This window comes from Maribacter sp. ACAM166 (assembly GCF_005771495.1).
In the GTDB taxonomy this organism is placed as follows: Bacteria; Bacteroidota; Bacteroidia; order Flavobacteriales; family Flavobacteriaceae; genus Maribacter.
Genome location: NZ_VAUW01000048.1, coordinates 18965 through 28789, shown reverse-complemented (window position 1 = coordinate 28789; position 9825 = coordinate 18965). Strand labels below are relative to the sequence as shown.

Below are 9825 nucleotides of genomic sequence, written 5' to 3'. Positions count from 1 at the left end.
GTAACTTTAGAGTAGATTACCATAGATAGATTTTTAGATTAATGAATTGAATTTCAACACTTTAATTTACTGAAAATCTATCTTTTTTGTTGCATAATAATCAAATATTATTAATCGAACTCAGGTTAGAGGTAAGAAAATCAATCTAAGACAAGGTCTATATTTCCAGATGTCAAGCTTACATGACAACAATCGGCACCAACTTCATACACTTCATTTATAACTTCGTTATCCGAAATATACCCTTTAAAGGATATGGTGGTAGTCGCATTTTGATATTGAATGCGGTACGCGTCGCTAAATAAGGGATAGAAACCATCTTTCTTATGATTCTCAAACTCCTGGTCGTGGCTAACTAGGGTCAGGTCTTTGCTTGTATCTATGGCGACTACTTTGAAGCTATCAAGAGGAACGGGCACACCAGCAGCGTCTTTTATACTAATACTGATGGTTACAAAGTTTTGTGTACAGGGAGTTTCATTGCACTCTTCTTTTTTTGTTTCATTTTCATTGGAACATGAAAAAATGAAAATTGCTAAAACAACAAGAGTCAGTTTTGAAAACATGCTTACAGCTTTCAATAAAGATGCAGAATGGGACAAAAGTTGCGTATGACGGTTAATTACCTTTTATACTTTCGTTTAGAACGGACTTTATTTACATAATATATCACCACTACAAAAAGGGCGAGGATAGGAAATACAAGATTACCATTTAATAATTTAAAGAATTCCATAAAACTATTTAGAGACAGAACGATAGGTTGTTCTAGTTATTGTTTATTTTTTGAATTTTGATAGCGCATTCCGGGTAAAATCTGATAGCGCCAATTTCCCAGTTATTGCAGCTCGATCCATTAATAAGGTATCCCAATGATCAGTTCCTGCCCATATTACTTTTTTCCATTCTGATAGCGCATCAGGATTGTAACTAGCCAATTTGTGAATAAAGAAATCCAGTTCCTTATCCATTTCTTGTGTGGTGTCATAGACCTTAGAAAACAATCCTTTTTCTTGCGCCCAATACGCGCTTTTCCACTCTGTAGGGGCTAAAGATAATTCAGCCAAAGCGGCTTTCCCTATTTTTCGTTCAACAGCGGGTTCTATAACCAATGGAGCTATGCCGATACTAAGTTCCGATAGCTTTATAGATGCTTCTACATTAGCATACACATAATCACATGCTGCTGCAAGACCAACACCCCCACCAACTGTTTTGCCATGTACTCTGCCAACAATTATTTTCTTGCATCTACGCATGGCGTTTATGACTCGTGCAAAACCACTAAAAAACTCTTTTCCTTCTTCCAGAGTTGAAACTTCCAATAACTCATCAAATGAAGCTCCTGCACAGAATGCTTTTTCACCTTCCGATTTTAAAAGAATTATAGATACACCCTTATTTTCTGAAAGTTCATTTATAGTATTCATAAGTCTTTCCAGCAATTCAGAGACAAATGAATTACTTGCCGGATGTCCAAATTCTACTTCTGCAACCTTACCATCTATTCGTGTATATAAACTTCCATTTTTTCTTGTAGTACCCATAATATTTTGTTTAATCTAAAATTAAGAATTTTGCAATAAAGGTTTGAATTTACTTCTAAACTTCCATACCAATGTACCACCTCTTATCAGCATCCATACGGTAAAAGCCAGCCAAATACCGGTAAGTCCCCAGTTCAAATATTTCCCTAAAAATAGGGTAGGAACAAAGCCTAGGAAAGTTGCCGCCAGTAAAGTGTTACGTAAATATTTCATCTCGCCGAGCCCTTTAAAAACTCCATCCAAAACAAAGGCGATACTATTTATAGGTAACCCGAGAATGATGATATAAAAGACACCATAGAAAGCTGAAAGCACTAAGCTTTCGTTTGAAAACAAACTACCCAACGGTTTGTAAAAAATGGTAGCCATCAACATGATAAAAATACTTACATATAATCCATAAGTAGTAATTTTCTTGGCCAATACCCAAAGTCCGTCATAATTCCTTTCCCCAAATAATTTTCCGCCCATGATATTGCCGGCTGCACCATAGCCATCAATAAAAAATGCGGAAAATAACCATAAATTAAGAGCAATAGTGTGTGCCCCTATATACTTATCGCCTAGTGCAGCTGCTTCCCTAACGGCAAGGATAAGGGCTGTATTCAAGGCAATTGCCCTAACAAAGAGGTTTAAGCTCATTAACACCAACCGACCCAATGCTGGATGTAATGGAAATTTTAGTGCAAGGCTAATATCCGTTTTTGTCCAAAGTAAATAGAATGCCATAAGTGCCATAACCCCTTGTGAGAGTAAACTTGCCCAAGCCGCACCTTCCAAATACATAGGTTCTATAAACCCTTCTATGCCGTATACGAATGCAAAATCGAGCAATACATTTAGTAGGGCTCCTGTTATGGCAATAACCATGGGCCAATACGTGTTTTGAAGTCCTCTAAAAATACCCATTACCGCAAAAACAAACAATGTCAATGGAAAGCCCCAGACCCTTATGGAATAATAACTAATACAATAATCCAATATTTTTCCTGAGGCATTTAGTAATTCGAAAATTTCTTTAATGACAAAAATAGTGGAGAGTAATATCAGAATACTTAAGGCTATATTGAGGTAAATAGCTTGTGCGGGTAAGGTTTTGACCTCCTCTAATTTACCCGCCCCTAAGTACTGTGATATAATTGCTGAAATTGCACTTCGTGTTTGGCCTAAAACCCAAATTAACATGGAAAGGAATGAGCCGACAATACCCGCAGCCGCTAGAGATTCTAGACCATCTACGGGAATGTTCCCAACGATGGCGGTATCGGTTATTGATAATATTGGTTCTGCGATACCTGCAATTGTAGCTGGAATAGCTAACGCGTTGATCGATTTAAAACTAATAGCAGTTTTCAAAGAATATGATTTCTATAGTACGAGTTCGTAGCAGTGGAAAGGATGTTCGCTTTGCAAGGAAAAGAAGATATCCTCTAGTTTAATATAGCCACGTTTCTCGTAAAATTTTTGATTTCGCTTATTTCGGCTAAAGGTATCCAACCTCACGGAGAGGGCATTGTTTTCTCGTGCAAAATTTTCCCCAAAATCCATTAATTGTTGCGCCAAACCTTTACCCTGAAATTTTGGATGAACCGCTAATCTGTGGATATAATAATTACGGGTATTTTCTGTAAGCCATTGAACCGAACGATATTCTTCATCCATAAAAGAGGAAACAACGATATTGCCTATTATTCTGTCCTCATTTTTAAGGACATATAATTCATTACGTTCCAGGTCGTTCTCAAAAGATTTTTTGGAAGGGTAATCTATTGTCCACTGGTAAATACCTTTTGCTTCCATCACGACCCTACAAGCATTCGTCATGCGTAGAATTTCATTTAATTGCGATATCTTTGCCAGTTCAATCATAAAAGCGATTTATATAAATCGTAAATTTAGAGTAATAATCAATAATTTTTATCACTATGAATATTCTTGTACCTATCGGCACCTCTTCAAACGCACACGAAACGCTACAATATGCAGTTGATTTTGCAGCTGCCTTTGGTGCTCAAATTTATGTAATGGAGGTTTTTAACGCTCATGGAAAAACAGGAACATTAACTAATATTACAAAAAAAATAGTAGATAGTGGCATAGAACGATTAAAGGAGGTTATCAGTAAAGTAGAAACGACCGATACTGCTTTAAAAATTGTAACCTTTAATGGCGAATTGCCAGATGGATTAAGGGAGTTGGATAAGGAGTTAGGTATTGATTTAATCATATTAGCGCCAAGAAGTAACGATATTCAAGAAGAAAATTACCTGGGTCAAACATCTGGAGCTATTATCAAGAAAACAAATATTCCAACACTAATCGTACCTAAGGGAACAGAATATAAAGTGTTCAAGACTATTTTGGTCGCTTTTAAATCTGGTATTCTTAAAAGAAAGCGCATACTTGATACGTTAATTGAAATTAAGAATAAGCACAAGTCTACTATAAATTTATTATTGGTGAAGACGCCAGGTTATTCTGATGATGATTTGAAGGTGAATACGGCTTTAATGGATATAAGTTCACAAATGACCTTTACTGAGAATCAAACAACATACCTAGGTGTTTTGGAACATTTTCAGGCACAACATCCAGATTTGCTATGTGTTTTTAGAAGAAAGCGTGGTTTCTTCAAGAAATTATGGGAGAAAAGCACAATCTCAAAATCTGAGTTTTATGCCCCTGTACCGGTATTGGTACTCAGCGTAAAGAAAGATTAGGTAGGATTTTGATACGTTGATAAAATGTATTTTCTTTGATCTTCTGAAAAAAGGGGGATTAGCTCAGTTGGCTAGAGCGCTTGCCTGGCAGGCAAGAGGTCACCGGTTCGAATCCGGTATTCTCCACCAGTAAACACGGGCCTTCACAGATGTGAGGGCTTTTTCATTTTTCGCAATGCACAGTTTGTGCACACTTTTGAAAATTCCTTCCTTTTGAGATAAATTTTAACACTTTTTGGTCTTATTTGTACTGAAAGGAATTCATTTGAGTTTATTTAGCGTGGTATTTCCTACTTTTAGGATTATTAAACCAGATACCAATTAATGGCATTATTTCAAACTTCCGTACTTAAGAATTACCTCAAGCAATTAGATGAAAAAACAGTTAGTAAGGCATATTTAAAATATGTTTCGTATTTTCAGAATGCCACCATACAGGAAAATATAAGAAACTCTAAAGAAGAGCAGTTTCAAGCCACTTTTTTAAACGAACTTTTTGTTTCTATTCTAGGGTATACACTCAATCCGAACCCTGAGTTTAACCTTACGACAGAATTTAAAAATCAAAAGAATAACCGTAAAGCTGATGGTGCTATTTTGAACGGAAAAAATGCTGTCGGTGTTATTGAACTCAAAGGCACCAATACTAAGGACCTGGAAAGCATAAGAAGGCAAGCTTTTGATTATAAGGCAAATCAAAAGGGCTGTGTGTACGTAGTAACTTCTAATTTTGAAAAGCTACGCTTTTATATCAATGATGCTACGGAGTTTGAGGAATTCAATCTCTTTGAACTTACACAAGACCGATTTAAACTTTTATATCTCTGTCTGCAAAAAGATAATGTCCTTAATAATGTTCCATTAGCGGTTAAGGAATCGTCCTTAGTTGAAGAAGAAAAAATAACCAAACGTTTCTATGCAGATTATTCCCTGTTTAAACGGGAACTCTATCGTGATTTGGTCAAAAAGAACCTGACACGATTAAAGAGTTATAGGAAATCTGAATTACAAGAGATTTCTGTAGGGGACGTAGGAGTTGAGGAGTTGACCCGTTTAGAAAAAAATGTAAAGCTAGGCCTTTTCAAAAAATCTCAAAAATTGATAGATCGGTTCTTGTTCATCTTTTTTTCAGAAGATAGAGGGTTATTACCCCCAAACTCTACCATTCAAATTTTGGACAAATGGAAGGCCGATATTGATTTTGGCGATGAACGACCCTTGTACGATTTGTTTAAACAATACTTTAATTTTTTGGATACTGGACGGCAAGGAACAACATCAAGGGCTGAAATTTATGCCTACAACGGGGGTCTTTTTAAACCGGATACGGTACTTGATAATTTGGAGATAAGTAATGAGCTACTGTATAAGCACGCATTGCAGCTAGCCAAATATGATTTTGAAAGTCAGGTTGACGTAAATATTCTAGGGCATATTTTTGAGAATTCCTTAAATGAAATTGAAAGCATAAATTCCCAAATTGAAGGAGCCGAATTTGACAAACAGAAGAGTAAGCGAAAAAAAGATGGAGTATTCTACACGCCCAAATACATTACCAAATACATTGTAGAAAATACAGTCGGAAAACTATGTGATGAAAAGAAAGCCGATTTAGGCTTTAAGGAGGAAGAGTATTTTAAGGGAAGAGCCAAACGACCAAAAACAAAAATATTAGAGTTAGTACAACTTTTAGACGATTATAGGGCTTGGCTTTTAGGGTTGACAATTTGTGACCCTGCTTGTGGCTCCGGGGCTTTTTTAAATCAAGCATTGGATTTTCTAATAAAGGAACACCAATATATTGATGAACTTAAAGCTAAAATCCTAGGTGGTGGAATCGTCTTTAGTGATATTGAAAATACCATTTTAGAAAATAATATATATGGGGTAGACCTCAACGAAGAGTCGGTAGAGATTGCTAAACTATCTCTCTGGTTACGTACAGCGCAGCCACGCAGAAAACTTAATGACCTTAGCAGTAATATCAAATGTGGAAATAGTTTAATTGATGATAAAAAAGTAGCGGGACATAAGGCATTTAATTGGCAAGAAAAGTTTCCGAAAGTTTTTGAAAAAGGTGGTTTTGATGCGGTGATTGGGAATCCGCCATATGTTCGAGTTCAATTTTTGGACTATAAGGATATTGATTGGCTGAAACTAAACTATAAAACAGCCTTTAAGAGAATAGATATATCTACTCTCTTTTTTGAAAGGGCTAAAAACATTCTTAGGGAAAATGGTATTGTAAGTTTTATTACCAGTAATCAATTTTTAAGTACGGAGTATGGCAGGGGCATTAGAGGTTTTTTATCTAGTGAATTTAAGATTTTTCATATTATTGATTTTCGAGATTTACCAGTATTTGATGGAGCTCTCACTTATGTAAGCATTTTTACATTCATAAATAGTAAACCTGATGATTTCAAGTATTATAAAGTAAAAGATATTGAATCTGCAAAAAATTTAAAGTTTGGTAAATCAATAGACATTGCGCATAAAAATTTGTCCGATAATGAATGGATATTAACATCCAAATCGGAGTTGAAACTTTTAAAAAAGTTAAATAGTTTAGATACTTTAGAGGACTATGGCAACGCTTGGGCTGGCTTATTTACAGGCCTAGATGATATTTTAATGTTTGATGAAAATGAGATGTCCGCTAGCGATATCGAAAAAGGATTATTCCTTCCAATAATTAGAGCTTCTGACCCAAATAAAAACAATTATGCTAAACCAAGTAAATATGTAATTTATCCTTATAGAAGCGAAGATGATAAAACTATAGTGCTTTCTGAAGAAGAATTGAAAAATGAATTCCCCAAAGGATATCAATATCTTCTCAAAAATAAAGAGGCTCTTCAAAAGAGGAAGGATTCGCGAAAGACGTTTAAAGATAGAAGTGATTGGTACGCTTTAACCAGATTCGGAAGGAAGTCAGTCTACAGGCAATTAAAGATTGTAAGCCCTGGCGAAGTCAAAGAGCATAGATTTTCCTTGGATAACTCTAAGAGTGGATTTAGTTGCGCCAGAGTTTTTGCAATAACTAGCGATGCACTTGATTTGAGATTTTTAACAATAATCTTAAATTCTACCCTAATCAAATTCTACATTCAACGCAACTCGTCGGCAAAAGCAGGAGGGTATTTTAGTTATTCATCAAAGGTGCTTAATTCTGTTCCATTAATTATTAAAAATGTGGAAGCCTTCATTGAAAAATTTATACATATTAGTTCAGTTAAACAAGCATTTGATAATGTTGAAATTTCATTTGCTAAATATTCTCAAAAGAAATATTCACTCATAAAACTTAGTAAAAAATTACAAAATTGGCATCAACTGAACTTCCAAGAATTTATTAAAGAACTCAATAAGGTCATAAAAGCAAATAATAAGGTTTTAATTTCTGAAGAAGGAATACCGGTGAAAGTCTTGACTAAAAAAGATGAGTTTGAATGGTTAGAGTTGTTTGAGGAAAATAAAGAAAAAGCTCAAGCCCTACTAACTGAGATTGACCAAATAGAAAAGAAAATTGACCAAATGGTTTATGAACTTTATGGTTTAACACAAGAAGAAATAGAAATTGTAGAAAATATTTAATGCCCGGCAATATGGAAGATATTAGACTAAGAGCAGATGGGCAATACGAAATAAAGATTTTCCAGATTGATACTACGCATAGAGATTTAGCAGGCAAGTCAAAACATCGAATAGTAAATATATTAGTTAAGCATCATAAAACAAGAATTGAAGAAACAGAAACAATTGATCATGAGTTGGCTCCCAATGTTATAGATGGTGTTCACTACTATACTTATGTATATAATGAAAAAGAGAAAAAAGCACATTGGAATAATTTTTTACCTCCCTCTTTATCAGAGGGTCTCGATTTTACTGTTGTTCGGCTGTCCTTTGTATTGTTTGCCTGTGTCGAGGATAAAATATTTGCAGTTATTGGTGGTGGAGGTACTATGGTAATAAAGTCATTCCAAAATTATCGCTTTGGGTTGGAGTTCTATGAATATCTTACCACACTTGACGAAGAAATTATATCACTTACAACAAGAGGTATTTCGGGAACATTAACACAAAGTAATAGAATATTTAAAGAAGGTCAAAGGCTCAGTGATGTACTGAACTTTGTTAATATTCCTTCAAGTATCAACCTTATTTTAAAAGATGAAATAAAAGATACTTACTTTGATTTTATCGACTTTGGAAATAAAAACGTCCAGCTAGAAATAGCATCCTACTTCCATATAAAGCACAGCATTTCATTTGCAGAATTACATCAATTATTCCTGCGTATTAATGAAATAATGACAACTCAAATAAGAAGAGCACTAACATCATTTGAAGAGATAAAAGAAAGAGGTCTTACGGATGATGAGTTTGTAAAAATCTTGATGATAGAACTTAGAGAAGATATGCTTAATACGTTATCTCAAACAAGAGGGGCAAGTCCTCGAAAGTCAGACATAGACTTTGTGCATCCTTCTAAAATAAAGCAATTCTACGAGTGTGATAGGTTTGAAATAAAAAAGAAAGGCCAACGAAAAGACTTTGTAATCGTAAATGATAGAAATAAAATTTATAAAGCTGGTTTGGAATTAGTTTTCAATCAATTAGACTTAAATGCTACACAGCAAGAATTCAATAGTATTATGTGGGGATTACGTGTCGATTGTTTCAAAGGCAATAACAAAAAACGTTATGTCTGGGCAAACTTTTGGCACTATGTAACTTGTGAATTACAGTATGAAAATAGGCCTATCTTCCATATAGATTCTAAATGGTATTCAGTAAAGGATGACTTTAGAGACTCTATGAATCGCTTATGCAATCAGATGATTAATAGACATCATTCGCAAAGGGATATTCTATTTCATTCTTGGATAGGAGGTTCAGAAGATGCTTACAACTCACAATACAGAGATGAGGAAAACTATTGGGTCTTTGATAAAGCACTTGGTCAAAATATAGAGTTATGCGATATAATGTACGAAAGCGATAGCACTATATATTTCGTGCACATTAAAACAGGCTTTGATGCTAAAATTCGTGACCTAAGCAATCAAGTAGTAATTTCCGCCAATCGATTTATGATTTCTAGAAATTCTGGCGATAATTCGTTTGTTAATGATGTAGTAGAAAGTTACAACAGAAGGGTTGACAATGCTGGTTATGAGATAGCAGACAAAGAAGCTTTTTTACAGAAGTTCACAACAGGTGGCAAAGAAATAGTTTTTATAATGGCTTTTAAATCTGATACACAAAGCGTACCGGTAATAAGGAACAATGTAGACAGATTGGAATCAAACATTGCAAAATTTTCTTTAATTCAATGTGTAAGGGAGATGAGTACTTTTAATTATCCAATCGAAATAATTGAGATTCGTAATTCATAACTTCGAAGAAGCTTTAAAATAATTTTGTGAGTTTACTATAAAGCTTTTTTAAGGCGACTTAGCTGATATTTACATGATAGAGTTAGGTTATTATGCTGTTTTTCAGATAGTTAATTTAATTTTTTGTTAATAAGTATGTTTGGTATTTAAAAA

Annotated in this window: 7 protein-coding genes and 1 tRNA gene; 4 read left to right on the top strand and 4 right to left on the bottom strand. The window is 34.5% G+C overall.

Going from position 1 to position 9825, the window contains the following annotated elements:
• Nucleotides 1–140: 140 nt before the first annotated feature.
• The 4 genes from ES765_RS19340 to ES765_RS19325 all read right to left on the bottom strand — a co-directional run bounded on the left by ES765_RS19340 (nucleotide 141) and on the right by ES765_RS19325 (nucleotide 3416).
• Nucleotides 141–566, bottom strand: a complete 426-nt coding sequence (locus tag ES765_RS19340) for a hypothetical protein (protein WP_138115989.1) — start codon at nucleotides 564–566, stop codon at nucleotides 141–143.
• Nucleotides 567–779: 213 nt separating this feature from the next.
• Nucleotides 780–1547, bottom strand: a complete 768-nt coding sequence (locus tag ES765_RS19335) for an enoyl-CoA hydratase/isomerase family protein (RefSeq protein ID WP_138115988.1) — start codon at nucleotides 1545–1547, stop codon at nucleotides 780–782.
• A 21-nt stretch (nucleotides 1548–1568) separates the two neighbouring features.
• Nucleotides 1569–2903, bottom strand: a complete 1335-nt coding sequence (locus ES765_RS19330) for an MATE family efflux transporter (RefSeq protein ID WP_138115987.1) — start codon at nucleotides 2901–2903, stop codon at nucleotides 1569–1571.
• 12 nt (nucleotides 2904–2915) lie between these two features.
• Nucleotides 2916–3416: a GNAT family N-acetyltransferase gene (locus ES765_RS19325; RefSeq protein WP_138115986.1), complete on the bottom strand. Its 501-nt coding sequence runs from the start codon at nucleotides 3414–3416 to the stop codon at nucleotides 2916–2918.
• A 56-nt stretch (nucleotides 3417–3472) separates the two neighbouring features.
• On the opposite strand from ES765_RS19325, the gene ES765_RS19320 reads away from it, so the two are divergent.
• The 4 genes from ES765_RS19320 (at nucleotide 3473) to ES765_RS19305 (ending at nucleotide 9672) form a co-directional block, all read left to right on the top strand.
• A complete protein-coding gene (locus ES765_RS19320) occupies nucleotides 3473–4267 on the top strand; it encodes a universal stress protein (protein WP_138115985.1) in 795 nt (264 codons plus the stop codon).
• Nucleotides 4268–4319: 52 nt separating this feature from the next.
• Nucleotides 4320–4396 (top strand) — tRNA-Ala (locus tag ES765_RS19315).
• Nucleotides 4397–4591: 195 nt separating this feature from the next.
• On the top strand, nucleotides 4592–7864 hold the full coding sequence (locus ES765_RS19310; RefSeq protein ID WP_138115984.1) for an Eco57I restriction-modification methylase domain-containing protein: 3273 nt from the start codon (nucleotides 4592–4594) through the stop codon (nucleotides 7862–7864).
• Between the two features lie 11 nt (nucleotides 7865–7875).
• Nucleotides 7876–9672, top strand: a complete 1797-nt coding sequence (locus tag ES765_RS19305) for a DUF6119 family protein (protein ID WP_171017377.1) — start codon at nucleotides 7876–7878, stop codon at nucleotides 9670–9672.
• Nucleotides 9673–9825: the final 153 nt, after the last annotated feature.

Excerpts from the sequence above, each read along its gene's own strand:
- ES765_RS19320 (WP_138115985.1), top strand. The coding sequence starts at position 3,473 with ATGAATATTCTTGTACCTATCGGCACCTCTTCAAACGCACACGAAACG.
- ES765_RS19310 (WP_138115984.1), top strand. The coding sequence starts at position 4,592 with ATGGCATTATTTCAAACTTCCGTACTTAAGAATTACCTCAAGCAATTA.
- ES765_RS19305 (WP_171017377.1), top strand. The coding sequence starts at position 7,876 with ATGGAAGATATTAGACTAAGAGCAGATGGGCAATACGAAATAAAGATT.
- ES765_RS19335 (WP_138115988.1), bottom strand. The coding sequence starts at position 1,547 with ATGGGTACTACAAGAAAAAATGGAAGTTTATATACACGAATAGATGGT.
- ES765_RS19325 (WP_138115986.1), bottom strand. The coding sequence starts at position 3,416 with ATGATTGAACTGGCAAAGATATCGCAATTAAATGAAATTCTACGCATG.
- ES765_RS19340 (WP_138115989.1), bottom strand. The coding sequence starts at position 566 with ATGTTTTCAAAACTGACTCTTGTTGTTTTAGCAATTTTCATTTTTTCA.